Raw genomic sequence first — 24,694 nt, forward strand, 5'->3', positions numbered from 1 at the left:
CATGTACACCGCCAAAGGCACCCTCAACCGGGACGACCAGTTGCGCAAGTACAGCCCGCTGGTGCGCCGCCTGGCCCATCACATGATCGCCAAGCTGCCGCCGAGCGTGGAGGTCGACGACCTGATCCAGGTCGGCATGATCGGTCTGACCGAAGCCATCGCGCGCTTCGAGCCCTCGCAGGGCGTGCAGTTCGAGACCTTTGCCAGCCAGCGCATCCGCGGCGCCATGCTCGACGAGCTGCGCGAGGGCGACTGGATGAGCCGCGGCTCGCGCAAGAGCCAGAAGGACATCGAGCACGCCGTGCACCGCCTGCAGCAGAAGCTGCACCGCGCGCCGATGGAGAGCGAGATCGCCGCGGAGCTGGGCATGAGCCTGGCCGACTACCAGCACATGCTGGCCAAGGTGCGCGGCACCCAGCTGGTCTACCTGGAAGACATCAGCGGCCGCGACGACGACGAAGAAGGCTTCCTGGACCGCCACATGGGCGACGACGAGGCCGACCCGTCGAGCCTGCTGCAGGACCAGCGCATGCGCATGGCCCTGGTGGAGGCGATCAAGAACCTGCCCGAACGCGAGCAGCACATCATGTCCATGTACTACGAGCACGACATGAACCTCAAGGAGATCGCGGCCGTGCTGGGGGTCACCGAGTCGCGCATCTGCCAGCTGCACAGCCAGTCCATCGCCCGCCTGCGCACCAAGCTGCGCGAGCACTGAGCCATGATCGAGGTGACCGCCGCCCAGCTGGCGACTCTGCCGGATCGCATCCCCAGGGGCGTGCGCGTCCTCTCGCTGGACTGCTTCGACACCATCGTCTGGCGCAAGGTGGCCCGTCCCACCGACGTCTTCTTTGCCCTGCAGGAGACGCCCCAGTGGAAGGCGCATGGCATTACCGCCGCGCTGCGGGCCAAGGCCGAGGACGCCGCCCGTCGACGCAAGCGTCTGTTGTCGAATTCCAGTGAAGTGACGATCGACGAGATCTACCGCGAGCTTCTGCCGTCGCTGGACAGCAGCGCTCGCGCGACCTGGTGCGCGCTGGAGCTGGAGGCCGAGAAGCAGCATGGCTTCATCTTCGAACCCACGCTGTCCCTGATCCGCGCCGCGCACGCCCGCGGCCTGCGCGTGATTGTGGTGTCCGACACCTATTACTCCCGCAGCCAGTTGCGCGAGCTGCTGTCGTCCCTGATGGGCGAAGAACATCGCTTGATCGCCCAGGTTCATTGTTCCTGCGAGGCCGGGACTTCCAAGGTCAACGGCATGTTCCGTGTCGTGCTTGAGCGCGAGAAGCTCAAGCCCCAGCAGGTCTGGCACCTCGGGGACAACGTGCACGCCGACGCCGAGGCGCCGCAGCGCGTGGGCATGGTGGGCGTGCACCTGAAGCAGCACAGCGACGTGGTCAAGGACATGCTCGGCCAGCGCGAGGCCGCGGCCTTGCAGCTGATGCCCGAGATCCACGGCCGCTGCGGCATGCCCAGCAGCTACCACGCCCAGCTGGCCGCGCGACACGAGTTCCTGGCCGCCGACGTTCGCGACCGCATCGGCTACGCCACGCTGGGTCCGGTGATGTACGCCTTTGCGCGCTACGTGCAGGACCGCCTGTCGTCCCTGTCGAGCGAACGCGGTGCGCCGGTGCGCGCCGCCTTCCTGCTGCGCGACGGTCACCTTCCCGCGCGCGCCATGCAGGCCCTCACCGGCGGCGACCCCTGGCCGCAGCTGCGCCTCTCGCGCTTCACCGCCAACGCGGCCTGCCTGCGCGGGCGCGAGGATGTGGCCCAGTTGCTCGGTGCGTCCCTCTCCGACAAGAGCATGTCGGCGCTGCTCAAGCAGATGCTGTTCCCGGTCGACGAGGCACAGGCCATCCTGGAAGATTGCCGCCGCCAGGCCCGGCCGGTGGAGGCTTTCTCGCGGCGGGTGTTGCGCGAGGCCACGGTGGCCCGCATCGTCGAACGTTCGGCCGCGTTCCGCCAGCGCCTGTTCGCCCACGTGCAGCAGGTCACCGGCGTGCAGCGCGGCGAGACCCTGGTGCTGGTCGACCTCGGCTACAGCGGCACGGTGCAGACCCGCCTGCGCCAGGTGTTCCGCGACGAACTCGGGGTGACCCTGCATGGCCTGTACCTCATTGCCAGCCGTGCGCTGCCGGAGCAGACCGACCGCGAGGGCCTGGTGGGGCCGGACTGGGCCGACGAGCGCCTGGTGCTCGCGCTGACAGCCTACATCGGCCTGTTCGAAATGATGTGCACCATGGCCGAGCCCTCGACGGAGGACTACACCGACGCCGGCGACCCGGTGTTCGGATCGGCGGGTGCCAAAGCGCAGCAGTCGGTGGTGGTCGAGCGGCTGCAGGCGGCCTGCCTGCGCTTTGTGCGCGAACACGCGGCCCTGCCCGAACGCTGCCGCCCGGAGACCGACCGCCTGGCGCTGGGCCAGCAGGTCGCCGCCGAACTGGGGCGCCTGATCTACCTGCCCGATGCGCAGGAGATCGCATGCCTCTCGACCTTCGAGTTCGATTTCAACCTCGGCACCGACCTGGTGCTGGCGACCGCCGACCTCCAGGCCGGCCTGGACGAGTTCCGGCGCGAGGGCTTTGCCCTCACGAACCGCGACTTCACCCGCATGCGCATCAGCTACCCGATGGAGCTGCGGCACATGGACATCTCGCTGTCCATCACCCTGATGTCGCTGCAGCGTTTTGGCTATGGCCTGCGCCCCAGCGACGCCAGCCTGCGCCGTGTCGAGATGCCGGCCCTGGTGGCCAATGCCACCGGCCACTCGGCGGGCACGGCCCAGGCCGTGGCCACGCACGATGGCTTTTACAGCCTGCACCTGCCCATGAGCGCCTCGTTCGACATGAGCGTGCTCTGGGGCCAGTGTTTCGAGTGGCTGCAGATCGAATCGGTGTCCAAGGTGGCCCTGGCCGATGCGAGCGAGGCGCAGCCGCTGGAAATCGGCCGCGACGTGCTGCTGGACGGCGTGCACCTCCAGAACGGTGGCCTGATGCGCTGCGACGAGTCGGCCATGTTGTTCCTGCCGGCCTGCGCGCCCGCCGATCACGGCCGCGCCATGGTGCGCGTGGTGTTCCGTCCGCTGGTCGAGCGTGTGTCACACGCCACGGCGGCCGCACCGACTCCTTCTGTCCCGGTGGTTGTGCCCACGCCGGCGCCTGTCGCCTGAGCCGCTCCCACCTTCAACCATTTCCCGGATGCCGCCGATGGACACGGAACGCATGCCCGCCAACGCCCTGATCAACCGTTTGCGCCGCGCCGTGCGTGGCCAGGTCGCCGTGATCGCCGAGCCTGCCGACCGCTTCGCTGTGGGACTGGTGGATCTGCCTGACCGCTGGCGGGCGGTGGAGCCGGGGGAGCAGGCCTGGTGGGGACTGGACCCTTCGGTGACCACCGGCGTCGTGGTGGTGCGCGCCGCGCGTTTCGATGGCCCTCGCTGGGGCCAGGTGCTGGCTGACTTCCAGGCGTCCGGGGCGAATGCCCTGGTGCTGGTGGTGCTGGACCTGCCGGGTCCGGGCGCCAGCCTGCGCCGGGCCCTGGAGCAGCTTGCGTTTGCCGCCGGCCTGCGCAAGCACGCGGGTTACTACCTCATGCTCGACTACGAGGCGCTGCAGCACGATGGCGGGCCGCTGATCGTGCCGCTGGAGAAGCTGCCCGCCGAGGCGCTGCGCGCCTACCCGCTGTCCTCCCTTAAGGGCGAGCGCGACCTGCACATGGACATGCTGCGGGAAGTGGGTGAGCGCTCCGACGGCCACGTCATCCGCTACCACCTGGCGGCCGAACTGGTGCGCCCCGGCGACCAGGTGCTCGACGCCGCCTGTGGTCTGGGCTATGGCAGCTACGTGCTGGCGCAGGCCACGCGCTGCGCCAGTGTGCTGGGTGTCGACGGCAGTGAATACGCGGTGTCCTATGCGCAGCAGAACTTCGGTGCTGCCGATGATCGGCTGGCGTTCCGCCACGGCTGGCTGCCCGACGACCTCGCCGCGCTGCCCGACGAGTCCTTCGACCTGGTCATCTCCTTCGAGACCCTGGAGCACATCGAGAATCCCACCGGTCTGCTGGCCGAGTTCTCGCGCCTGCTGCGCCCGGGGGGACGGATCATCGCCAGCGTGCCCAACGACTGGTCCGACGAAACCGGCAAGGACCCGAACCCGCACCACCTGCACGTCTACACGCTGGACTCGCTGCGCCAGCAGTTCTCGCGCCACTTCGTGCGCGAGCGCCTGCACCAGCAGATCGCCAGCGGCTGCAAGCGCCGCGCCACCGGCAACCGCTGGGCACCGCTGCCGCGCACGCTGCGCGAACTGCCGGTGGACACCGCGATGGCGCCTGACAGCGAGTGGTGGGTCATGTCCGGCTCGAAGCCGTCCCGCCGGGCCCGCATCGACCACGCTGCGCCAGCGTACGAGCAGCTGCAACCACCCTGGGCACACACGGCCGGACCCGAGCACCTGGCCGGTGGCCTGGTGCTGGCCATGCACTGCGTGCCAGCCGGGGTGGACCCGCGCGTCGAGGCCTTCTGGTCGGCACTGTCGGCCGAACTGGCTCAGCGGGGGCATGTGCTCATGCTGCTGAGCACTGCACCCGTTAGCGACCCGTCGTTGCACGTGGTCGAGATGCCGTTCGAGCTGACCGGTTTCGTGCGGCATTTCGTGGCCGTGCCGTCGGCTGGTGTGGCGGTGAGCGAACAGGCCATCGACGACGCAGAGGGCTGGTACGGCTGCGACCACGACGAGGCGCAGGACAACCTGCGCCTGGCCCACGCCTTCATGCGCGACCTGCTGCAGACCCTGCGGCCCGCAGCGGTGCTGGGCTGGCAGCCGCTCAACCCCCTGACACGGGTGCTGCGCACCTGCGCGCTGGACGCCGAACTGCCCTACTGGTGTGGCGAGCGCGGCTGGGTGCGCAACACCCTGATGTTCGATCTGGGGGGCGCCCACCTGTTGGGTGAGCTGGAAACCAGCCTGTCCGGCGCCCGTGCGCGTGCGCGCTACCAGCCGTCGGCCGAGGTTTTGCAGACGCTGGCGCAGCGCGCCAGCCAGGCTACCAGCCTGGGCCGGTACACAGCGGTCGAGCGCCTGGGGCGGGCGGCCCTGCGTGCGCAACTGGGCATCGCGGACGATGCCCCGGTGGCGGTGCTGTTCACCCACGGCGAACCGGGCATGAACAGCATGGCCACGGCCACGGTGCGCGAACTGCACGACCTCTCGGCACCGCTGCTGCAGCAGCGGTTTGACGCGGTCAGCCAGGCCCTCCTGGCGCGCGGCTACCGGGTGCTGGTGCAGGAGCATCCGTTCAATGCCGCTGCGGGCCGCTGCCTGGTCCTGCCGGCCGATCCCCGCGTGGTGGCGGTGCGCGAAAACGTCAGCAGCCTGCTGGACGCTGCCGACGTCTGCCTGTTCACCCTGGCCACCCTGCAGTTCGACGCCGTGTTCCTCGGCAAACCCCTGGGCCTGCTCTCGCGCAGCGCGCTCCACCATGATGGCGTGCCGCCCTTCATGGGGGACTTCGAGAGCGCCGATACCTTCCTGGATGCGCTGCTGGATGCGCCCGCCTGGCCGGCTCGCTTCGAACGCTTGCGCGCCAACGTGGCCTTTCTTTTCGAACAGCTGCTAATCGACATCGAGCCTGGTGCGGTCTCGGCCGGGGCTTCGGAGTGGGCGGCGCACCTGGCGCGGCTGCGGCGTCCTGTGGACAGCGACTTTCCGGCGCGGGTCGAACAGTTCCTTCAGCTCTGGGGGCGCTCTCCGGCCGCCGAAGAGCCGCCCATGGAGCACGGGGTGCCGCAGACGCCGCTGTCCGACACGGCGGCGCAGGTGGTGCAGGACTGACTCGCGCGTCTGGGTCTGCCCGCGACGCTGGACCTGATGCCCGAATCCGGTGCGCTGGTGCAGCGCCACACGGAACTCTGTGTGGTGGCCGGGCTCGACCGCAGCAGCGCCGACCCGCGACAGGGCTTCGAGTCTCTGTGCAACATCGACGTGGACGGCGAGCACGTCTGGGTCGGCGTGCCCTCCGTGGCACCGGTCTTGGCGCGCCACGACACCCCTGTGGTGGTGAGCTTCTACACCCGGAACACTCCCTACGAAGAGCAGGCGCGCGGGCTGGTCGAATCCATCGAACGCCTGGACGGCGTGCCGTACTGCGTGGTCGGCATTGAGAGCGCGGGCTCCTGGGAGGCCAACTGCAGCCTCAAGCCCAGCTTCATTCTGCAGTGCCTGCAGGAACTGCAACGGCCGGTGCTCTGGGTCGATGCCGATGCGCGGCTGAACGCGCGGCCTGCGGTGCCTGAGGCCTTTGACTTCGCCATCCACAAGTACGACGGCTGGGAGTGCGCCAGCGGCACGGTCTACTTTGCGTACAACGAACGCTCGGTGCACCTGTTGGAACGCTGGATCGAGTTGTCGCGGCTGCGCCCGCTGATCTGGGACCAGATGCTGCTGGACCAGGCCTGGGCCGACTGCGTGCGCGATGGCCGCCTGGTGACCGGCTGGCTGCCCGAGCCCTACACCCACATCTTCGACAACCCCGCGGTCGAGGCTCATCGCGCCGCGCCGTGGTAACCCACTACCAGGCCTCGCGCACCGTGGTGAGCAAACGGCCCAAGCCCGTCGTGCCGGACGAACTGGTGCGCAATCGCCGCCGCGACGGTGCGTGGTGCCACGGCTACGACGTGGCGGTGCAGCCCGGCACCTCGTCCACCGGGCGCGCAGTCGATGTCTGGCCCGGCGTCAACACCGACCTGGGAGCACTGATGGACTACCTGCACGCGCTGCGCAGCCAGGCCGGGGAACGGGTGTTTTTCCTGCAGGTGGGCGCGATGGACGGCGTGAAGTTCGATCCGCTGCACAAGCGCATCCGGGCCCAGGGCTGGCAAGGTGTTCTGTTCGAGCCACTGCCCGACATGTTCGAGAACCTGCGGCGCAACTACCAGGGGTGTGAAGGTCTGACCCTGGTGCAGGCGGCCATCGACACCCAGGAAGGTTCGCGGCAGATGTACCGCATCCCGCAGTCGGTGGTGGACGGCGGCCAGCTGCCCGACTGGGCGCTGGGCATCTCGTCGTTCTACAACGACCGCAACGCGCTGGGGGGCAAGAAAATCGATGAGGCCACGCGTGCCGTTGTCGAGGCCCGCACCGTGCGCGAGACGGTGCAGTGCACCACCTTTGAATGCGTCCTGACAGAGCACCGGATCACCGGGATCGACCTGCTGCAGATCGACACCGAAGGGCACGACTGGGTCATTTTGCAGAGCTTCCCCATCGGACGGCTGCAACCCAGGGTCATCAATTTCGAGTACTACAACCTGCAGGAGTCGGAGGTGACCGAGGCGCTGGACTGGCTGCGTGCGCACGGCTGCGCATACGGCATGGACCACAAGGACGTGACGGCCACGCTCCTGCGCCTGCCCTGAGCTGGGCGCCCTGCCGCGCAGCCTGGCGCGGCATGCCCAACAAAAAAACCGGCCTCGGCCGGTTTTTTGTTGGGGAGCGTGAAAGGAAACGGGGTCTGCGCTCAGGCCGACAGGTAGCCGTGGCCTGCGCCACCGGTGGACGGGTTCTGGCCGGCGAGGCGGCCGTAGGTGCCGGTGGCCTGCTGGGGCAGCAGGCTCTGCACCGCGCGCTGGCTCTGGGCCTGGGCGCGCAGCACGGCCTGGCGCAGCAGACCGAAGCGGTGGGCGGCCTGCTGCATGTCGTCGCGCAGGCGGCTGCCGGGCACGCCGAAATCGGCGGTGCGCGGGGCCTTTTTCAGCACATCCTGCACGTGCTGGCTGGCGCGTTCGACGGCCGGGGCATCGCCTTGCAGCAGCGCCTTTTCCAGCCCGTCCAGGCCGACCTGCAGGGCGGCAATCCAGGGGTGGGGCGAGGTGCGCTGGGTCATGGCTTGCTCCTGGGGGAGAAAGATCAGCCGCGCTGTGCGCCGGTGTTGGCGCTGAGCATTTCGGCGGCGTTGGACAACATCTTGTCGGCGATGGCCTCGGCGTTGACCTTGAAACTGCCGTCGGCGATGGCCTGTTTCATGGCCTCCACCTTCTCGGCGTTGAACACGTCGTTGCCGCCGCTGGACAGGGCCTGCGAGGCGGACGACGACAGGGTCACGGTCACGCCGGCCTGGGACTGGGCGGTCGCGGCTGCCAGGCCGCCGGCCGCAGCGGCTTCGGCGCCTGCGTTCGGCTTCTCGGCGGCCTTCTGGGGGCCGCCTGCCACGGAGCCGATATAGGAGTCCGGTGCAGAAGATTCGACTTTCATTTCACTCTCCAGGCCCCGCATTTGGGGCGTTGTGGAATGACTATCGGCTCAAAAGCGGGGGGACTTGAGCCCTTTTTTGTGGAATGCATCACAAAAGTCCCGCCGAATCTGGATAAAAAAGGTTTCACAAACGCACGTCGACCGTCTGGCCGTCGCGCACGGTACCCGTCACGATGCGGCCACCGTTCAGCCGCACCCGCACGCTCTGACCCGGAATGCCTGCGGTCAGGGCCTCGCCACTGACGACGACCTGGAAGCCGGGACCGACGCTGCTGACCCGCACCTGGGCGCCCGGCCCGAAGGCGGGCACCGGCCGCACCATATTCTGGCGGATGGCCTGGCCAGGCTGCAACGCGTAGGCCGCCTGCTGGCCGACCCAGCGCTCCGGGTTGGCCAGCACCGCGTAGGGCTGCTCCGCCCAGTCCATATCGGCCATCTCCGCGTCGTCCTGAACCAGCACCGTGCCGGCCGGCACCGGGCGCTTGAGCACCCAGCCCGGGCCCCAGGCCTTGACGGTGACCGGCAAGAAGACGTTCCAGCGCACCGGGCCGTCCAGGCAGCGCAGGCCGATCCGGCTGCGGCCCCACAGGCGGGTGCCGGGCGGCAGGTAGGGCTCGATGTGGGTGCAGGGCGTGAGCTTCAGGCGCGAGTCCAGCGAGCCGAACAGGATCTCGGGGCGCAGCGCGCCGCCGCCGTCCGGCCCGGTGACCGAGGCCAGCGCGGGCTGCACCCAGTCGCGTGCCATCTGTTCGAACTGCGCAAATTCGCTCTGCGAGGCCACCACCTGCGCGCGCGCCAGGCCGGTGACCATCAGACCGGCCAGCAGCCAGCCCAGGGCGCGTGAAAGGGAGTGAAGGCAATTTCGCATAGGGCCACTGTAGGTCGGGGGCAGGGCTCGCAAAGGATCGAAATGCGGGTCAAACCTGCGCTTTCTTTCGGCGCTGCCGCCCCTCAAGTTTTCGCACACTTGTCCGCAACCCGGTGCCTTTTCCCGTGGCGCCGCCTTCCGTCCACCCTGCAGGAGAACGACATGCTCGAACAGATGACCGCCCGGCTCGACGCCTATGGCCAGTCGCTGATGCTGCGTTCGCACCGCCAGCAGGTGATCGCCAGCAACATCGCCAACGCCGACACCCCGGGCTACGTCGCGCGCGACTTCGATTTCGCCGCCGCGCTCAAGGACGCCAGCGGTGGCACGAACCGCCAGGGCCTGGCCCAGACCGCGGCCGGCCACATGCGCCTGTCGGGCCCGCAGCCGGGCGACCCCAAGATGGGCTACGCCGTGCAGACCCAGCCCAGCCAGGACGGCAACTCGGTCGACCTCGACCGCGAGCGCGCCAACTTCGTCGACAACACCATCCGCTACGAGTCGACGCTGCGCTTCATCAACTCCAACGTGAAGACCATGCTGTCCGCCATCACCGGCCAGTAAGGAGAGCCTCATGTCCATGTTCTCGATCTTCGGCGTCTCCGGCAGTGCGATCAGCTCGCAGGCCCAGCGCCTCAACGTGGTGGCCAGCAACCTGGCCAACGCCGACGCCGTGGCCGGCCCCGACGGCCAGAGCTACAAGGCGCGCCAGGTGGTGTTCCAGACCGTGCCCATGGGCGACCAGGCCACCGCCGGCGTCAAGGTGCAGAACATCACCGAGAGCGAGGCCCCGGGCCGCCGCGTTCACAACCCGCACCACCCCAGCGCCGACGCCGAGGGCTACGTCACCCACTCCAACGTCAACCCGGTGGAGGAGATGGTCAACATGATTTCGGCCTCGCGCGCCTACCAGAACAACGTCGAGGTCATGAACACGGCCAAGTCGCTGCTGCTCAAGACGCTGCAGATGGGCCAGTAAACAGAGAGCACCCACCATGAGCCTGATGTCTCCCCTGGACCTCTCCAACCTCGGCACCACCGTGGGCAGCAGCACCGGCGCCGGTGGCAACACCACCAACGATCCGCAGGCCATGCAGGACCGTTTCCTCAAGTTGCTGGTCGCGCAGATCAACAACCAGGACCCGCTGAACCCGATGGACAACGCCCAGATGACCACGCAGATGGCGCAGATCAACACGGTCAGCGGCATCCAGCAGCTCAACCAGACGCTCAAGGGCATGGCCGACCAGATGGCCTCGTCGCAGGCGATGCAGGGCACCACGCTGATCGGCAAGGACGCGCTGGTCGAGGGCGACGCCCTGGCCTTCGACGGCGGCACCGGCAAGGGTGCCTTCACGCTCGACGGCGCCGCCACCAGCGTCAAGGTCGACATCATCGGCAAGAACGGCGAGACCCTGCAGACCCTCGACCTGGGCGCGCGCGAGGCCGGTCAGCACGGCTTCGAATGGCCCGCCGGCGCGATCGACCCGAACCAGGTGGCCAAGTTCTCCGTGCGCGCCAGCAACGGCAGCACCCCCGTCACCGACACCGAACTGCAGCGCGTGCGCATCGCCTCCGTGGGCCTGTCCAACGGCGCCATGAGCATCCAGCTGAGCAACGGCCGCACCCTGGCGTACGACCAGGTGCGCGGCTTCATGTAAGCCACACCCGCATCCGATTCCCACCCCCCGAAGGACACCACCATGGCATTCCAGCAAGGACTCTCCGGCCTGAATTCCGCCAGCCGCAACCTGGACGTGATCGGCCACAACATCGCCAACGCCAACACCGTCGGCATGAAGGCCTCCCGCGCCGAATTCGGCGAGATCTATGCCAGCTCCATCAACGCCGCCGGCAGCACCAACGCCGGCATCGGCGTGCAGGTGTCCGCCGTGGCGCAGCAGTTCACGCAGGGCAACATCTCCGTCACCGGCAACTCCCTGGACGTGGCCATCAACGGCAACGGCTTCTTCGAGCTCACCATGCCCGACGGCTCGCTGGCCTACTCGCGCGCCGGCATGTTCAAGCTCAACCGCGACGGCGAGATCGTGAACAACCTCGGTGGCCAGCTCATGGGTTATCCCACCGATGCCGCCGGCGTGCGCCAGGGTTTCGAGTCGGTGCCGCTGACGCTGCCCACGGGTGGCCCGATCCCGGCGAGAGCGACCACGGCGATGGGGGCCGAGGTGAACCTGGATGCGCGCGCGCCCATCGCCGCGGCCGCCGTGCCCCCCACGCCGTTCGGCACCTATGGCACCTCCATCATTGCCTACGACCAGCAGGGCCTGGAGATTCCGGTCAGCCTGGTGTTTGAAAAGACGGCCAACAACCAGTGGAACGTCTACACCGGCGTCAACGGGGCCGACCCGGCGGCCTCGGTGCCGTTTGCGCTGAACTTCCTGCCCGACGGCAGCCTGGACCCGGCCACGGTGATTCCGCAGCTGCAGCTGGCTTCGCCCAACGACCCGGCGCAGACCTTCATGGTCGACCTCGACTTCGGCGACACCACCCAGTTCGGTGTCGACTTCGCGGTCAACAACCTCACACAGGACGGCTACCGCCCCGGTGAACTCACCAGCCTGAACATCAGCGACGACGGCGTGATCATGGCCAAGTACTCCAACGGCCAGTCGCAGGCGGCCGGCCAGATCGCGCTGGTCAACTTCCGCAATGTGCAGGGCCTGCAGCCCAACGGCGGCGGTAACTGGACGCAGACCTTCGCCTCGGGCGAGCCGGTGCGCGGCGCACCGGGCGAAGGCAACATGGGTCTGCTGCGCTCCGGCGCGGTGGAAGACTCCAACGTCGACCTCACGGCCGAGCTGGTGAACATGATGACCGCGCAGCGCGCCTACCAGGCCAACGCGCAGACCATCAAGACGCAGGACCAGGTCCTGTCGACCCTGCTGAACATGCGCTGATCGTCGGCCACGACCTCTCTAGGAGCCCTGCATGGACCGCATGATCTACACCGCCATGACCGGCGCCAACGCCGCCGCCCACCGGCAGCAGCTGCTGGCGAACAACCTGGCCAATGCGTCCACGCCGGGCTTCCGCGCCGAGCTGGCGACCTTCCGCGCGGTACCGGTGCGTGGCGACGGCGCCAGTTCGCGCGTGTTCGCACTCGAAGCCAGCGCCGGCCACTCCGAAGTGTCCGGTCCGATCAACCCGACCGGCCGCAGCCTGGACGTGGCCGCGCGCGGCAACGCCTGGTTCGCGGTGCAGGGCCTGGACGGCACCGAGGCCTACACCCGCGGTGGTGCGTTTGAAGTCAGTGCCGACGGCGCCCTGGTCAACGCCCACGGCCTGCCGGTGCTCGACGACGGCGGCTCGCCCATCAGCGTGCCGGCCAACGCCCAGCTCACCTTCGGTGCCGACGGCACGCTGACCGCGCGCGTCGGCGACCAGGCGCCGCAGCGCGTGGCCAAGCTCAAGCTGGTCACCCCCAACGACGAGAACCGCCTCAAGCGCAGCGAGGACGGCCTGTTCCGTCCGGTGGTGGGCGAGGCGCTGGACGCCGATGCCAACGCCCGCGTGCAGGGCGGGGCGCTGGAAGGCAGCAACGTGAACCCCATCGAGGCCATGGTCGGAATGATCGCGGTCTCGCGCCAGTTCGAGACGCAGATGCGCATGCTGCAGAACGGTGAAAAGAACGACCAGACCGCGTCGCGGCTGCTCAACATGAATGGCTGATAGGAGCACACCATGATCAATTCCCTCTGGATTTCCAAGACCGGCATGCAGGCCCAGCAGACGCAGCTGGACGTGATCTCGAACAACATGGCCAACGTGTCCACGAACGGCTTCAAGCGCGCCAGCGCCGTGTTCGAGGACCTGATGTACCAGAACCTGCGCCAGGTCGGCGCGGCCGACACCGAGCAGAACAACCTGCCCACCGGCCTGCAGATCGGCCTGGGCGTGCGCACCGTGGCCACCTCGCGCCAGTTCAGCCAGGGCAGCCTGCAGCAGTCGGGCAACCAGCTGGACATCGCCGTCAATGGCCAGGGCTTCCTGCAGGTGGCGCTGCCCGACGGCACCACCGGCTACACCCGCGACGGCAGCCTGCAGGTGGATTCGCAGGGCCGGCTGGTGACCTCCAGCGGCCTGGCGATCGCGGGCGACATCACGGTGCCGGCCGAAGCGCAGAGCGTGACCATCGGCAGCGACGGCGTGGTCACCGCCAAGGTGCCGGGCAACGCCCAGCCGCAGCAGCTGGGCAATATCGAGCTGGCCACCTTCATCAACCCGGCCGGCCTGGAGCCCCGGGGCCAGAACCTCTACACCGAGACCGTGGCCTCGGGCAACCCGGTGACCGGCGCGCCCGGCACCGCCGGCATGGGCACGCTGATGCAGGGCTATGTCGAGACTTCCAACGTCAACGTGGTGCAGGAGCTGGTGACCATGATCCAGACCCAGCGCGCCTACGAGATGAATTCCAAGGCGATCCAGACGTCCGACCAGATGTTGCAGCGCCTGGGTCAGCTGTGAGCCAGATCATGAAAAACCCCCTGCGCCGCTTCGCGTCTTCCCCCTCCAGGGGGACCCCACCAGTGGCCCGGCAAAGCCGGTTCCACGGTGTGTGCTGGATGGCACTCCTGTTGTCCTCTGTCTTGTCTGGCTGCATGACCAAGCCGGTCGACGTGGTGCCGGTGCGGCCCATCAACTATGTGCAGACCACTGCGCCGGCTCAGACCGGCGGCAGCCTGTTCTCGGCGGCGCGCTACCGGCCCGCGTTCGAGGACCCGCGCGCGCGGCTGCCCGGCGACACGCTGACCATCCAGATCACCGAGAAGGTCAACGCCAGCCAGTCGTCCTCGGCCAACATCAACCGCACCGGCAGCGCCTCGGGCTCGATCTCCGCCATCCCCGGCATCGTCGCCAAGGAACTCTCGCGCGACCGCAACTTCAACCTCGGCGGCGAGTCGGGCAACGAGTTCGCCGGCCAGGGCGACAACGCCAACAAGAACGACTTCTCGGGCGTCATCACCGTCACCGTGCAGGAGGTGCTGCCCAACGGCCACCTGCTGGTGGCCGGCGAGAAGCAGATCGGCATCAACAGCAACGTCGACGTGCTCAAGTTCTCCGGCACCATCGATCCGCGCCACATCCGCCCGGGCAACACCATCGCCTCGACCCAGGTCGCCAATGCGCGCATCGAGTCGCGAGGACGAGGCGCCGTGGACGAAGCGCTCTCAATAGGCTGGTTGGGACGGTTCTTTTTGAATGTTTTCCCGTTCTGAGCCTGCCTAGCATTGCCCTCATGAACCCGCAGCACCGCACCCTTTCCCTCGACGCCGGCCTGCGCCGCCTGCTGGCCTGGTCCGCGCTGGCCATCGGCCTGCTGGTCGGCGCGGGCTGGCCGCTGCCGGCCAACGCCATGCGCATCAAGGAGATCGCGGCGGTGCAGGGCGTGCGCACCAACCAGCTCACCGGCTTCGGTCTGGTGGTGGGCCTGGACGGCACGGGCGACCAGACCACCCAGATGCCCTACACCTCGCAGGGCATGAACAACTACCTGCAGCAGCTGGGCCTGACCCTGCCGGCCGACGCCAAGGTGCAGATGAAGAACGTGGCGGCGGTGATGGTGACCGCGCAGCTGCCGCCGTTTGCCCAGCCGGGGCAGATGATCGACGTGACCGTCTCGTCCATGGGCAACGCCAAGTCGCTGCGCGGCGGCACCCTCATCACCACGCCGCTCAAGGGTGCGGACGGCGAGATCTATGCGCTGGCCCAGGGCAACCTGCTGGTCGGTGGCGCCGGCGCCTCGGGCGGTGGCAGCAAGGTGCAGATCAACCACCTGAGCGCCGGCCGCATCCCGGCCGGGGCGCAGGTCGAACGCGCCGTGCCCACGTCCTTCGCCTTTGGCGACACCATCGACCTGGGCCTGAACTCGGCCGACTTCCAGACCGCGCGCCGCGTGGCGCAGGCGATCAACGAGCGCATGGGCGCCGGTGTGGCCAGCGCGCTGGACGGCCGCCTGGTGCGCCTGCGCGCGCCGGCCAACCCCGACGCGCGCGTGAGCTTCATGGCCGAGATCGAGGAGATCCCGCTGGAGGCCACGGTGCCGGTGGCCAAGGTGATCATCAACACCCGCACCGGCTCCATCGTCATGAACCAGGCCGTCACGCTCGGCCCCGTTGCGGTGGCGCACGGCAACCTCTCGGTCAGCATCAGCGCGACGCCGGTGGTGAGCCAGCCCAACCCGCTGTCGCCGGGACAGACCGTGGTGGCCGAGAAGACCGACATCCGCATCAGCCAGGACAGCGGCGCGCTCATCAAGATGGACGCCGCGCCGCAGCTGGCCGACCTGGTGCGCATGCTCAACGGCCTGGGCGCCACGCCGCAGGACCTGCTCGCGATCCTGCAGGCGATCAAGGCCGCTGGCGCCATGAACGCCGAACTCGAAGTGATCTGACGCCATGGCCTCGCTGCAGCCCACCACCCAAGGCCTGGCCGCCGACCCGGGCGCGCTCAACGCACTGAAATACGGTGCGGCGCGCGAGGGCGACGGTGGCAAGGGCGCGCTCAAGGAAGCGGCGAAACAGTTCGAGTCCCTGTTCATGCGCGAGCTCATCAAGAGCATGCGCGACGCGACCCAGAAGTCCGGCCTGCTCGAAGGCGAGGGCAGCGACCTGGGCACCGACCTGCTCGACCAGCAGCTGGCGGTGCAGCTCTCGGGCCTGCCCGGGGGCCTGAGCGAATCCATCGAGCGCCAGCTAAGCCGCCAGATGAACGCGGCGCAGGCCAAGGCCGGCGCCACCACCGACGCGTCGGGCGAGGCCCCGGCCGGCGCGCCGTCGGCCAGCACGACCGGTGCCGGCAGCGCGCCGGAGTTCAAGCCACTCAATCGCTCGGACCTGCGCAACCTGCTCAAGTACGCACCGGCCGCCCCCGCGACCGGCGCCCAGGCCGCCGCCGCCACCGACCAGACCTCGGCCGCCGCACGGCGCGCCCTCTCGCCCAGCCAGCGCCACGCCGCCTTCGTGCAGCAGCACCACCAGGCCGCCGCCACCGTGGCGCGCGAATCGGGCATTCCGGCCGGCTACATGATCGGCCAGGCCGGCCACGAGACCGGCTGGGGCAAGAGCGAGATCCGCATGCGCGACGGCACGCCTTCCCACAACCTGTTCGGCATCAAGGCCACGTCCTCGTGGAAGGGCAAGGTGGCCGAGGTGACGACCACCGAATACGTCGACGGCGTGCCGCGCAAGACCACGGCACGCTTTCGCGCCTACGACTCCTACGCCGACTCTTTCCGCGACTACGCACGCCTGATCACGCGCAGCCCGCGCTACGACAAGGCCATGGACCAGATCGGCTCGGTGAACGGCTTCGCCAGCAGCCTGCAGCGCGCCGGCTACGCCACCGATCCGCAATACGCGGCCAAGCTCAGCCGGGCGATCAACATGACGCTCAGCCTGCAACGCGCCCAGATCTCGGCGCAGAACTGAGCGCAGGAACACCACCATGTCATCCGCACTCAACATCGGCAGCCAGGCCCTCAATGCCAACCTGTCGGCCCTGCAGGTCATCGGGCACAACATTGCCAACGTCAACACCGCCGGCTATTCGCGCCAGACGGTGGAGATGCGCAGCGCAGGCTACCAGTCGATGGGCGGCTTCTACCTCGGCAAGGGCGTCGAGCTGGGCACCGTGGCGCGCATGCACGACGCCTACCTCACGCGCGAGGCCCAGCTCTCCAGCTCGGTGGCGTCCGCCGACAGCGAACGCATGGCGCGGCTGTCGCAGCTGGAAAACATCTTCCCGACCGGTGAGAGCGGCCTGGGCGCGGCGATGAACGACCTGCTCAACGCCTGGTCCGACGTGGCCTCGTCGCCCACCAACATGGCCGCGCGCTCGGTGGTGATCGGGCGTGGCGAGGAGATCGCTTCGCGCCTGCGCGACACCGCCGGCCAGCTGGACATCCTCACCACCAGCGCCCGCCAGCAGGTGGGCGACACGGTGAACAACATCAACCGGCTGGCCGCGGACATTGCCAAGATCAACCAGACGATCCTGGAGAACCAGGGCAACGCCGGCGAACCCAACGACCTGCTGGACCAGCGCGACCAGCTCATCGGCGAGCTCAGCAAGCTGGTGCAGGTGAGCACCGTGAACGCCGACGACGGCCGCATCAACGTGTTCGTCGCCGGCAGCCAGCCGCTGGTGCTGGGCAGCGGCGCTGCCCGCCTGGCCGTGGTGCCCGACAGCATCGACGGTTCGCAGCAGCGCATCCAGTTCCAGCAGGGCAGCTCCACGATGGAGCTCAGCGGCAGCGCACTGGGCGGCAAGCTGGGCGGCGTCGTGCAGTTCATCGACGAAGACCTGAAGGACGTCACCAACCAGATCGGGCGCATGGCGCTGGCGCTGGCCACGACGGTGAACACCCAGCACGCGCTCGGCGTGAACCTGCAAGGCGGTACCGGTGAGCCCTTCTTCGTGCCCCCGGCCGATGTGGCCGGCCTGCCCGTGCCCACCAACACGGGCAACGCGGCGATGCACGCCGAGGTCAGCGACCCCACGGCCCTCAAGCCCTCGGACTACCAGGTCAACTTCACGGCCACCGGCGTCGACATCGTGCGTCTCTCCGACGGCCAGATCAGTTCCTTCGCCGGCCTGCCCGCCGAGCTCGACGGCCTGAGCTTCCAGATCGACAGCGGCGCCGCCGCCACAGGCGACGGCTTCCTGGTCAGGCCCTTCGCGGCGGTCGCCCGCAACATGCAGATGGCCGTGAGTGCGGCCGACCGCCTGGCCGCGGCCAGCCCGGTGATGGTCACGCCCGGCAGCGGCAACACCAGCGGCATGGGCATCGTCAGCCTGTATCCCGTGGAGCCCTCGGCCAACCTTACCGACCCGGTGACCCTGACCTTCCTGGCCGACGGCAGCTTCACCGCCACCGGCCTGGGCCCGGGCAACCCGCCGCCGGACAACGCGGGCCCGCCGCCGAGCTACAACTACACGCCCGGGCAGCCGCTGCAGTTCAACGGCTGGAGCCTCACGCTGCGCGGCAACCCGTCCGCCGGCGACAGCTTCGCCATCACCGCCGCGCCCACCACCAACTACGGGCAGAACGGCGGCAACGCCGGCGGCATGCTCGCGCTGCGCGACCTCGCCACCTTCGACGGCGTCTCGCTCTCCAACGGCTACAGCGCGGTGCTCTCCGACATCGGCACGCGGGTGCGGGGTGCGCAGTTCGCCGCCAGCTACTCCGGCCAGGTGGCCGCCAGCAACGAAGCCGCGCGCGCCGCGGTCTCGGGCGTCAACCTGGACGAGGAGGCCGCGCGCCTGCTGCAGTACCAGCAGGCCTACCAGGCCGCCGCCAAGTTCATGCAGATCGCCCAGGGCACGTTCGACACGCTGCTACAGACCATGCGCTGATCCACCGGAGCCCCGACATGAGAGTCGCCACCGCCCACACCTACGACACCACCATCGCCCAGCTCACCAAGCGCCAGGCGGAGATGGCCGCACAGCAGGAGCGCATCGCCAGCGGCAAGCAGGTGCTGCGCGCCAGCGACGACCCGGTGGCCGCCGCCCTGTCCGAAGCGGTGCAGACCCGGCTCTCGCGCGTGCAGACCGACCAGCGCGCGCTGGAGTCCTCGCGCACCAGCATCCAGCAGGCCGAGAGCGCGCTGGGCGAAGCCGGCGACCTGGTGCAGCGCGTGCGGGAGCTGGTCATCGCGGGCGGCAACGCCGGCTACGGACCCACCGAGCGCCAGGCGCTGGCCAAGGAAATCGAGGGACTGCGCGATCAGCTGTTCGCGGTGGTGAACCGCCAGAACAGCAGCGGGCAGAGCCTTTTCGGCGGGCTCGGTGGCTCGCCCACGCCCTTCGTGCAGGAGTTCGGCAGCGGCAGCAACGAGGTGCGCTTCGACGGCCAGCGTGGCCAGAAGGCCGCCGGGGACAACCAGCTGCCCAACGCCATGGACGGCGAGGCCATCTGGATGCGCATTCCGGCCGGCAACGGCACCTTTTCCATCGACCTGGCCGCCGGCAACACCGGCAGCCTGCGCGCCGACACCGGCCAGGTGAGCGATCCCTCGGCGCTCACCGGCCACGACTACCGCATCGACTTCAGCGGCACCGCCGGCGCCATGCAGTACAGCGTGGTCGACGTGACCACCGGCACACCCGTGCCCGGCCAGACCGGTCTGCCCTACAGCAGCGGATCGCAAATCGAATTCGACGGCATGTCCTTCCGGCTCAACGGCGAGCCGCGGGCCGGCGACCAGCTGGACATCACGCCGTCCAACGCGCCGACCGACATGTTCCGCGTGATGCAGGACGCCATCGACACCCTGCGCCTGGACAACGGCGGCAGCGGCGACGCCGCCCTGCGCACCCACAACCTTGGCCGCGCCCTGGGCGAACTCGACGCCGGACACGAGCGCATGCTGATGGCCCGCGCGCAGGCCGGTGAGTGGCTCAACCGCGCCGAATCGATGGACAACCTGCTGGGCGACCGGGAGGCCGACCACACCATCGAGAACTCTCGGCTGGTCGACATCGACCTGGTCAAGGCCTATTCGGAATTCAAGACCATGGAAGTGGGGGCCCAGGCGGCGCTCCAGTCCTACGCCTCGATCCAGAAGCTCTCGCTGTTCCAGTACCTGTAGCCGACACCGGACACGCCGCATGAGCCACACCGTCCTTGACAGCGTCGCGATGGCCTACCAGCCGGTCTGGAACCGGCACCGGCTGCTCGCGGCGGTGCGCCTGACGGTGCTGCCGACCGACCCCGCCTCGGTCGACGCCGCCCACCTGATGCAGGTGCTGGGCGACGACTGGCCGGTGGCAGCGCCCATGCTCATCCTCGCGCTGGAATCGCCCTCGCTAATGCACCAGGCCCTGCGCTGCGCGCCGGTGCCCAACACCTGCCTCGAAGTGCCGGCGGCGCTGTTCGGCCGTCCGGAAAGCCTGGCCCTGCTGTCGCAGGCCGTGCACCATGGCCACCAGCTCATCCGGCGCGCGGACTTCGCCGAGGTGCGCCACGAATACGACGTGCCGCTGGACGTGCGCAGCCTGCTGCACCTGGACGCGACCGACGCCCTGGAGGCCCTGCAGAGCCGGCCCACCGAGGCCGTGCCCGTGCCCCCCCGGCCCAGCCCGATCCGGCCAGGACAGATCTACCGCAACGTCTGCAACCGGGCGCTGGCCGACCACTGCCTCGACGAGGCGGGCGCCTGGGGCGTGCTGGGCTGGCCCGACGACGACGTGCTGCACACCACTCGCCACCGCGCGCCCGGCTGCGACCCGGTGGCCATCGCCCTGATCCGCCAGGCGCTCGAAAAGGACGCCTCCATCGAACGGGTGGAGCGCTACATCCGCCAGGACCCGGTGCTGGCCTACCGCCTGCTGCTGCGCGTCAACTCGGCGCTGTACGGCGGCCGGCACGAGATCGGCGCGCTGCGCCACGCCATCATGATGCTGGGCTTCTCGGCGCTGGACCGCTGGCTGATCGAGCAGCAGGCCGGTGCCGACGAAGACATGGCCCTGCACCCGGTGCGCTACGGCCACGTGATGCAGGCGCGGCTGGCCCAGCACCTGCTCGACCCCGGGTCCGACGAGGCGCTGCGCGCCGAGGTCTACACCACCGCCATCTTCGGCCAGCTCGACCGGCTGCTGCGCGAGCCGCTGGCCCAGCTGATCGGGCATCTGCCGCTGTCGCCGCGCGTGTCCGACGCCCTGCTCAGCCGCACCGGGCCGTACTACCCGCTGCTGGACATCGCGCGTGCGCAGGGCGACGCCGACCGCATCGACCGGCTGCCGGGCATCTGCGAGCGCCACGAGGTCTCGCTTGAACACGCCAACCGCGGGCTGCTGCGCATGCTGGCCACCAGCCGCGACCACGGGCTGGCGCCCGAACCCAAGGCACCCCTGAGGGGTTAGCGGACGACCCCCACGCTCCGCCGCGGCACGGGTCGCTACCATCGGCGCATGAACGCGCAGACCCGCACCGCCCACCACACCAGCGCCCTCGTCCTGTTCTCCGGCGGACAGGACTCCACCACCTGCCTGGCCCATGCGCTCGCGCGCTACCCGCGCGTCGAAACCCTGGGATTCGACTACGGCCAGCGCCACAGCGTGGAACTGCAGGCGCGCACCGTGGTGCTGCAGAACATCCGTGAACAGTTCCCCGCCTGGGCCGGGCGCCTGGGCGAAGACCACCTGCTGGACCTGGCCGTGCTGGGCAAGGTCAGCGAGACCTCGCTCACCCGCGACATGGCCTTCAGGATGGAGGCCAGCGGCCTGCCCAACACCTTCGTGCCGGGCCGCAACCTGCTCTTCCTCACCCTGGCCGCGGCGCTGGCCTACCGGCGCGACATCCAGGTCATCGTGACCGGCGTGTGCGAGACCGACTACAGCGGCTACCCCGACTGCCGCGACGACACCATGAAGGCGCTGCAGGTGGCGCTGTCCCTGGGCATGGACCACCGCTTCCTCATCGACACGCCGCTGATGTGGATCGACAAGGCCCAGACCTGGCAGCTCGCGCACGATCTGGGCGATGGCACGGGCGTGGCCGACGGCGGCAACGCGCTGGTCGACCTGATCGTCGAGCACACCCACACCTGCTACCTCGGCGACCGCGAACACCGGCACGACTGGGGCTACGGCTGCGGCCAATGCCCGGCCTGCGAGCTGCGGGCGCGGGGATGGGCGAGGTACCGCGCGGTGTGATGGCCATGGCCGGCGCCGCAGCCCCGCGAGCCGGCTTTTTTGTGTGTGTTTGTATCGGCACCCAGACGGTGCTGACCGCCGATGCGCGGGCGTCGCGGCACAAGGCCATGTCACGCTGTTACGCGCCTGAAACAACCCGTTCCTGGTGATCCCTCGGGTGGTGGATTCGTCCGCGGGGGGGCGGGCATAGCATCGCCGCCGCTGGAACCGCGCCGCACGATGGCGCCCGTCCGGCACCGCGGCGGATCATCGAGAGCAGCGCTGCAGAAGTACAAGCTCTGGGGAGCAGCCTTCGCCCACGTGAATCTGTCATCCATGTCTGAGCGGACCATGTCCGCGCCTTTCAGGAGTGTCACGATGGATCAGAAACCCCACGCCCGCAGCCACGGGTACAGCACCGACAACGCCAACCCCACCCGCAGCAACCTCCAGAAGCCGGGCCGCTTCGGCCTGCTCTTCCCCGAACTCGCCGCCGTGCCCTGGACCACCGGCGATCTCGCCCGGGACGAGGTCATCCTGCGCGAACTGGGCGAGGCCATGCACGTGGCCGAACGCAAGGACGGCGTCATTCCCGCCGGCTTCACCTACTTCGGCCAGTTCGTCGACCACGACATGACCTTCGACCCCACCAGTCTGGGCGAGAACGCGGTGGACGTAGACGACCTGGTCAACTTCCGCACCCCCGCGCTCGACCTGGACAGCGTGTACGGCTCCGGCCCGCGCGACCAGCCCTATCTGTACCAGCGCAACACCACCACCGCCTCGGCACAGATGCTGGTGGGGCCGGCGCAGAGCGTGCCCGCGGCCGCGCCAGGAGGGGGCGACGCGCAGGTGCAGGCGCTGGACGGTGCGCTCTATGACCTGCCGCGGGTGGCCGACGGCCTGCCCGAGCGCACGGCGGTGCTGGGCGACAAGCGCAACGACGAGAACCTCATCGTGGCGCAGCTGCACCGCACCATGCTGCACTTCCACAACGCGGTCAGCCTGCGCTTTCCCGAACTCTCGTTCGCCGATGTGCGCAAGGTGGTGACCCACCACTACCAGCAGATCGTGCTGCACGAGTACCTGCCGGCGGTGGCGGGCGCCAAGGCGGTGAAGAACGCGCTCAAGGAGCTCAAGTACTACCTGATCGGCCCGGGCTATCTCGCCAGCTCGCCCTACATGCCGCTGGAGTTCTCAGGCGCGGCCTACCGTTTCGGCCACAGCATGGTCCGCCCGGCCTACCACTTCAACAAGGTGTTCAACTTCGCCGCGGGGCCCCAGCTCGCAGACTTCCGGCTGGCCTTCACCTTCACCGGCGACGGGGGTTTTCTCGGCGGCACGCGCTACCCCACCAACTGGCTGCTCGACTGGCGGCAGATGTTCGACGGCCTGGGCGCCACGGCGCAGCGGGCCTTCGCCATCGACGCCGCGCTCACCGACCGGCTGCGCATCGGCAACGCCCCCGACTCGCCGTTCCTGGCGCAGCTGAACCTGCTGCGCGGCGCGAAACACTACAAGCTGCCGCCAGGCCAGGCGGTGGCCGCGCGCATGGGCATCGCGCAGCTGACGGCGGCGCAGCTGCAATCCGGCACCGCCGGGGCCGTGGTCAAGAAGCACCACCTGACCCACCAGACGCCGCTGTGGTTCTACATCCTCAAGGAGGCCGAGGTGCTGGAAGGCGGTCAGCACCTGGGGCCGATCGGCGGTGCCATCGTGGCCGAAGTGATCGTGGGCCTGATCAAGGACGATCCGGAAAGCGTGCTCAACGCCGGCACACCACGCGACCTGCCGAAGGCGGGAACCCACTTCACCATGACCGACCTGTTCAAGTTCGTCGAGAGCATGAAGGGGCAGGGCAACATACCGGCCGCCGGGGTGATCAACCCGCTGGGGTGAGGCGCGGACGGTCCGCGGGCCGGTGCCGCCTTTAGACTGTGGCCCACTTTGGGGAGATCCAGCGCATGGCCACCATTCGAACGGGCAACCGGTCCGCATTGCTCATCGTCGACGTGCAGGTTGGCGTCGTCGCCGCCGCGGGCGACATATCCCGACAGCTCGACCACATCACGCTCGCGGTGCGCAAGGCCCGCGATGCGGGTGTGCCCATCATCTGGGTGCAGCACGACGACGAGGAGTTGCCCCGGGGCAGCGCCGAATGGCAGTGGGTGCCGGCGCTGGCGCCGCAGGTGGACGACATCCGCGTCTACAAGCAGCACAACTCCTCGTTCGAACAGACCACGCTGGAGGCCGAACTGGCGGCGCGCGGGGTCGCTCACATCGTGCTGTGCGGGGCCGTCACCGGCTGGTGCATCCGCGCCACCGCCTACGCCGCACTGGAACGCGGCTACGACCTCACGCTGATCGGCGACGGCCATATCGCCAAACGCCTCGACACCGGCGAGGGCACCGTGGTCGAAGCCGATGCCATCGTGCGCGAGTTCAACGCGGTGCTGCCCTGGCTGTCGTACCCAGGGCGCAGGAACCGGGTGGTGGCGGCAGCGGAGCTGGTGTGGTGAGCACTGAGGACCGCGATGCCCTTCGCATGGCGTCGATCGACTGGTTTCACCAGCTGGCCGAACTCGAGTCAGACCAGATCGCTGTCCGCTTCTCGCCAGAAAACCTGGCCCGGCTTCAGGCCCATGTGGCGCTCTGTCTGGACGGTGCCGAACTGCCCGGAATCAGGACGCCCGCGCAGTTTGCCGAAACGGTACTCGACCTGCGCGCCAACGAGAGCGACTGGAACCGGGCCACCATGTCGGCGATCATCCGGGCCGACGATCTGATGCTCGCAGGCCAGACGGAAGAGGCGGTTCAGGTGTTGCTGGCGTTCGCCGCCTCGTGTCCGTGGGTGTCGTTTCGCGAGGCGGCTGAAAACCAGGCGGGTCTGCTTCCTGGTTGGGTTCCTGGCCACTGA

Annotated in this window: 24 protein-coding genes; 21 read left to right on the plus strand and 3 right to left on the minus strand. The window is 69.0% G+C overall.

Going from position 1 to position 24,694, the window contains the following annotated elements; genetic code table 11:
* Nucleotide 1 precedes the first annotated feature (1 nt).
* From DD542_RS05280 to DD542_RS05300, 5 genes are read left to right on the plus strand one after another with little or no spacing between them, the layout of a single operon-like run.
* The gene (locus DD542_RS05280; protein WP_079366706.1) at nt 2-718 is read left to right on the plus strand and encodes an RNA polymerase sigma factor FliA; all 717 of its coding nucleotides are present in this window, start codon (nt 2-4) and stop codon (nt 716-718) included.
* Between the two features lie 3 nt (nt 719-721).
* On the plus strand, nt 722-3,172 hold the full coding sequence (locus DD542_RS05285) for an HAD family hydrolase (RefSeq protein ID WP_127804302.1): 2,451 nt from the start codon (nt 722-724) through the stop codon (nt 3,170-3,172).
* Nucleotides 3,173-3,209: 37 nt separating this feature from the next.
* The gene (locus tag DD542_RS05290; protein WP_127804304.1) at nt 3,210-5,834 is read left to right on the plus strand and encodes a class I SAM-dependent methyltransferase; all 2,625 of its coding nucleotides are present in this window, start codon (nt 3,210-3,212) and stop codon (nt 5,832-5,834) included.
* 36 nt (nt 5,835-5,870) lie between these two features.
* Nucleotides 5,871-6,566 (plus strand): hypothetical protein, encoded by a 696-nt coding sequence (locus DD542_RS05295; protein WP_127804306.1) that lies wholly within the window; start codon nt 5,871-5,873, stop codon nt 6,564-6,566.
* Entirely contained in the window at nt 6,560-7,417 is an 858-nt protein-coding gene (locus DD542_RS05300; protein WP_127804308.1) for an FkbM family methyltransferase, read from the plus strand. The genes DD542_RS05295 and DD542_RS05300 overlap by 7 nt, the downstream gene beginning before the upstream one ends.
* A 101-nt stretch (nt 7,418-7,518) precedes the next feature.
* Here the strand turns inward: DD542_RS05300 and DD542_RS05305 are convergent, their stop codons facing one another.
* The 3 genes from DD542_RS05305 to flgA all read right to left on the minus strand — a co-directional run bounded on the left by DD542_RS05305 (nt 7,519) and on the right by flgA (nt 9,120).
* Nucleotides 7,519-7,884, minus strand: coding sequence for a hypothetical protein (locus DD542_RS05305; RefSeq protein ID WP_066154815.1), 366 nt, complete (start codon nt 7,882-7,884; stop codon nt 7,519-7,521).
* A 23-nt stretch (nt 7,885-7,907) separates the two neighbouring features.
* Entirely contained in the window at nt 7,908-8,252 is a 345-nt protein-coding gene (gene flgM / locus DD542_RS05310) for a flagellar biosynthesis anti-sigma factor FlgM (protein WP_127804310.1), read from the minus strand.
* Between the two features lie 124 nt (nt 8,253-8,376).
* The gene (gene flgA / locus DD542_RS05315; RefSeq protein WP_066154809.1) at nt 8,377-9,120 is read right to left on the minus strand and encodes a flagellar basal body P-ring formation chaperone FlgA; all 744 of its coding nucleotides are present in this window, start codon (nt 9,118-9,120) and stop codon (nt 8,377-8,379) included.
* 162 nt (nt 9,121-9,282) lie between these two features.
* Between flgA and flgB the strand changes: the two genes are divergently transcribed.
* The 16 genes from flgB to DD542_RS05395 all read left to right on the plus strand — a co-directional run bounded on the left by flgB (nt 9,283) and on the right by DD542_RS05395 (nt 24,694).
* Nucleotides 9,283-9,684, plus strand: coding sequence for a flagellar basal body rod protein FlgB (gene flgB, locus DD542_RS05320; protein WP_066154805.1), 402 nt, complete (start codon nt 9,283-9,285; stop codon nt 9,682-9,684).
* Nucleotides 9,685-9,694: 10 nt separating this feature from the next.
* Nucleotides 9,695-10,099, plus strand: a complete 405-nt coding sequence (gene flgC, locus DD542_RS05325) for a flagellar basal body rod protein FlgC (RefSeq protein WP_066154802.1) — start codon at nt 9,695-9,697, stop codon at nt 10,097-10,099.
* A gap of 16 nt (nt 10,100-10,115) precedes the next feature.
* Nucleotides 10,116-10,781 (plus strand): flagellar hook capping FlgD N-terminal domain-containing protein, encoded by a 666-nt coding sequence (locus tag DD542_RS05330; protein WP_241559685.1) that lies wholly within the window; start codon nt 10,116-10,118, stop codon nt 10,779-10,781.
* A 42-nt stretch (nt 10,782-10,823) separates the two neighbouring features.
* Entirely contained in the window at nt 10,824-12,038 is a 1,215-nt protein-coding gene (gene flgE, locus DD542_RS05335) for a flagellar hook protein FlgE (RefSeq protein ID WP_066154796.1), read from the plus strand.
* Nucleotides 12,039-12,069: 31 nt separating this feature from the next.
* Nucleotides 12,070-12,810, plus strand: a complete 741-nt coding sequence (flgF, locus tag DD542_RS05340; protein WP_127804314.1) for a flagellar basal-body rod protein FlgF — start codon at nt 12,070-12,072, stop codon at nt 12,808-12,810.
* A gap of 12 nt (nt 12,811-12,822) precedes the next feature.
* A complete protein-coding gene (flgG, locus tag DD542_RS05345; RefSeq protein ID WP_127804316.1) occupies nt 12,823-13,605 on the plus strand; it encodes a flagellar basal-body rod protein FlgG in 783 nt (260 codons plus the stop codon).
* Nucleotides 13,606-13,739: 134 nt separating this feature from the next.
* The gene (locus DD542_RS05350) at nt 13,740-14,357 is read left to right on the plus strand and encodes a flagellar basal body L-ring protein FlgH (RefSeq protein ID WP_241559686.1); all 618 of its coding nucleotides are present in this window, start codon (nt 13,740-13,742) and stop codon (nt 14,355-14,357) included.
* A 20-nt stretch (nt 14,358-14,377) separates the two neighbouring features.
* Nucleotides 14,378-15,532 (plus strand): flagellar basal body P-ring protein FlgI, encoded by a 1,155-nt coding sequence (locus tag DD542_RS05355; RefSeq protein WP_127804320.1) that lies wholly within the window; start codon nt 14,378-14,380, stop codon nt 15,530-15,532.
* Between the two features lie 4 nt (nt 15,533-15,536).
* Nucleotides 15,537-16,568 carry a flagellar assembly peptidoglycan hydrolase FlgJ gene (gene flgJ, locus DD542_RS05360; protein ID WP_127804322.1) on the plus strand — a complete coding sequence of 344 codons (1,032 nt, stop codon included), beginning with the start codon at nt 15,537-15,539 and terminating at the stop codon, nt 16,566-16,568.
* Nucleotides 16,569-16,584: 16 nt separating this feature from the next.
* The gene (gene flgK / locus DD542_RS05365) at nt 16,585-18,495 is read left to right on the plus strand and encodes a flagellar hook-associated protein FlgK (protein WP_127804324.1); all 1,911 of its coding nucleotides are present in this window, start codon (nt 16,585-16,587) and stop codon (nt 18,493-18,495) included.
* A gap of 17 nt (nt 18,496-18,512) precedes the next feature.
* Nucleotides 18,513-19,733, plus strand: a complete 1,221-nt coding sequence (gene flgL, locus DD542_RS05370; protein ID WP_079366719.1) for a flagellar hook-associated protein FlgL — start codon at nt 18,513-18,515, stop codon at nt 19,731-19,733.
* Between the two features lie 19 nt (nt 19,734-19,752).
* Nucleotides 19,753-21,006, plus strand: coding sequence for an HDOD domain-containing protein (locus DD542_RS05375; protein WP_127804326.1), 1,254 nt, complete (start codon nt 19,753-19,755; stop codon nt 21,004-21,006).
* Nucleotides 21,007-21,054: 48 nt separating this feature from the next.
* A complete protein-coding gene (gene queC / locus DD542_RS05380; protein ID WP_127804328.1) occupies nt 21,055-21,798 on the plus strand; it encodes a 7-cyano-7-deazaguanine synthase QueC in 744 nt (247 codons plus the stop codon).
* A gap of 357 nt (nt 21,799-22,155) precedes the next feature.
* Entirely contained in the window at nt 22,156-23,676 is a 1,521-nt protein-coding gene (locus DD542_RS05385; protein ID WP_164868349.1) for a heme peroxidase family protein, read from the plus strand.
* A gap of 65 nt (nt 23,677-23,741) precedes the next feature.
* The gene (locus DD542_RS05390; protein ID WP_127804332.1) at nt 23,742-24,296 is read left to right on the plus strand and encodes an isochorismatase family protein; all 555 of its coding nucleotides are present in this window, start codon (nt 23,742-23,744) and stop codon (nt 24,294-24,296) included.
* On the plus strand, nt 24,293-24,694 hold the full coding sequence (locus DD542_RS05395) for a hypothetical protein (protein ID WP_164868350.1): 402 nt from the start codon (nt 24,293-24,295) through the stop codon (nt 24,692-24,694). Before DD542_RS05390 ends, DD542_RS05395 begins: the two co-directional genes overlap by 4 nt.

It is taken from the genome of Hydrogenophaga sp. NH-16 (genome assembly GCF_004006415.1).
In the GTDB taxonomy this organism is placed as follows: Bacteria; Pseudomonadota; Gammaproteobacteria; order Burkholderiales; family Burkholderiaceae_C; genus Hydrogenophaga; species Hydrogenophaga pseudoflava.

Bases quoted from the DNA above. Each gene is read 5' to 3' on its own strand.
- flgL (WP_079366719.1), top strand. From the start codon at position 18,513: ATGAGAGTCGCCACCGCCCACACCTACGACACCACCATCGCCCAGCTC.
- DD542_RS05355 (WP_127804320.1), top strand. From the start codon at position 14,378: ATGAACCCGCAGCACCGCACCCTTTCCCTCGACGCCGGCCTGCGCCGC.
- flgC (WP_066154802.1), top strand. From the start codon at position 9,695: ATGTCCATGTTCTCGATCTTCGGCGTCTCCGGCAGTGCGATCAGCTCG.
- DD542_RS05330 (WP_241559685.1), top strand. From the start codon at position 10,116: ATGAGCCTGATGTCTCCCCTGGACCTCTCCAACCTCGGCACCACCGTG.
- DD542_RS05385 (WP_164868349.1), top strand. From the start codon at position 22,156: ATGGATCAGAAACCCCACGCCCGCAGCCACGGGTACAGCACCGACAAC.
- DD542_RS05390 (WP_127804332.1), top strand. From the start codon at position 23,742: ATGGCCACCATTCGAACGGGCAACCGGTCCGCATTGCTCATCGTCGAC.
- DD542_RS05280 (WP_079366706.1), top strand. From the start codon at position 2: ATGTACACCGCCAAAGGCACCCTCAACCGGGACGACCAGTTGCGCAAG.
- DD542_RS05295 (WP_127804306.1), top strand. From the start codon at position 5,871: ATGCCCGAATCCGGTGCGCTGGTGCAGCGCCACACGGAACTCTGTGTG.
- flgK (WP_127804324.1), top strand. From the start codon at position 16,585: ATGTCATCCGCACTCAACATCGGCAGCCAGGCCCTCAATGCCAACCTG.
- flgB (WP_066154805.1), top strand. From the start codon at position 9,283: ATGCTCGAACAGATGACCGCCCGGCTCGACGCCTATGGCCAGTCGCTG.
- queC (WP_127804328.1), top strand. From the start codon at position 21,055: ATGAACGCGCAGACCCGCACCGCCCACCACACCAGCGCCCTCGTCCTG.
- DD542_RS05285 (WP_127804302.1), top strand. From the start codon at position 722: ATGATCGAGGTGACCGCCGCCCAGCTGGCGACTCTGCCGGATCGCATC.
- flgG (WP_127804316.1), top strand. From the start codon at position 12,823: ATGATCAATTCCCTCTGGATTTCCAAGACCGGCATGCAGGCCCAGCAG.
- flgE (WP_066154796.1), top strand. From the start codon at position 10,824: ATGGCATTCCAGCAAGGACTCTCCGGCCTGAATTCCGCCAGCCGCAAC.
- flgF (WP_127804314.1), top strand. From the start codon at position 12,070: ATGGACCGCATGATCTACACCGCCATGACCGGCGCCAACGCCGCCGCC.
- flgM (WP_127804310.1), bottom strand. From the start codon at position 8,252: ATGAAAGTCGAATCTTCTGCACCGGACTCCTATATCGGCTCCGTGGCA.
- DD542_RS05290 (WP_127804304.1), top strand. From the start codon at position 3,210: ATGGACACGGAACGCATGCCCGCCAACGCCCTGATCAACCGTTTGCGC.
- DD542_RS05350 (WP_241559686.1), top strand. From the start codon at position 13,740: ATGACCAAGCCGGTCGACGTGGTGCCGGTGCGGCCCATCAACTATGTG.
- DD542_RS05305 (WP_066154815.1), bottom strand. From the start codon at position 7,884: ATGACCCAGCGCACCTCGCCCCACCCCTGGATTGCCGCCCTGCAGGTC.
- flgJ (WP_127804322.1), top strand. From the start codon at position 15,537: ATGGCCTCGCTGCAGCCCACCACCCAAGGCCTGGCCGCCGACCCGGGC.
- DD542_RS05375 (WP_127804326.1), top strand. From the start codon at position 19,753: ATGAGCCACACCGTCCTTGACAGCGTCGCGATGGCCTACCAGCCGGTC.
- flgA (WP_066154809.1), bottom strand. From the start codon at position 9,120: ATGCGAAATTGCCTTCACTCCCTTTCACGCGCCCTGGGCTGGCTGCTG.